We start from the raw sequence: 696 nt of genomic DNA on the forward strand, positions 1-696 counted from the left end.
TGTTTGAAGTGGGAGATTCCTAAGTACAGAAACCTAACGGTTTCTAATTCATTAGGCTATCCCCGTAGTTCCTACGGTTAAGAGACGAATTGCTTCGTTTTTAAGATTGAGCGCTGCGTTTCGATCTCTATCGTGATGTGCGCCACAAGAAGGGCAATCCCACTCACGAATGGTTAGATTTTTAACGTCTTTGTTTTTGTATTCACAATTGGAGCATAATTGACTAGAAGCAAATGTTTTAGATACCATAACAACTTTTTTGCCATACCATTTTGCTTTATATTCCAACATCGTTCGAAATTGCGACCAAGATACTTCACCAATCGCTTTAGCAAGCTTTCTATTTTTGAGCATATTACGGACTTGTAAGTCTTCCATACCGATAACATCGTGGTTTTTGATGATTTTAGTAGAAAGTTTATGTAAGTAATCAGCTCTTGCATTTGCAATATGTTCATGGATTCGTGCAACTTTCACACGTTGTTTATTCCAGTTCGAAGAACCTTTTGTTCTTCTAGAAAGGATACGCTGTGCTTTCGCTAACTTTTCTTCTAATGTACGGAAGAATTTAGGGTTCTTGTATGTTATGCCATCTGAAAGAATGGCATAATCTTTTAACCCCACATCGATACCAACAGAAGAACCTGTTTTTTCTACTGGTTGCACTTCTGTTTCTGTAAGAATAGACACAAAGTG

1 protein-coding gene is annotated in these 696 nt (G+C 37.5%); it reads right to left on the reverse strand.

Features of this window, described 5'->3' with window-relative positions; translation table 11 throughout:
* Positions 1-51 precede the first annotated feature (51 nt).
* The coding region (locus MR065_RS27040) for a transposase (protein WP_242215740.1) at positions 52-696 on the reverse strand (645 nt) is incomplete at its 5' end.

Source organism: Bacillus cereus group sp. BfR-BA-01383, assembly GCF_022663495.1.
GTDB classification, from domain to species: Bacteria; Bacillota; Bacilli; order Bacillales; family Bacillaceae_G; genus Bacillus_A; species Bacillus_A cereus_AU.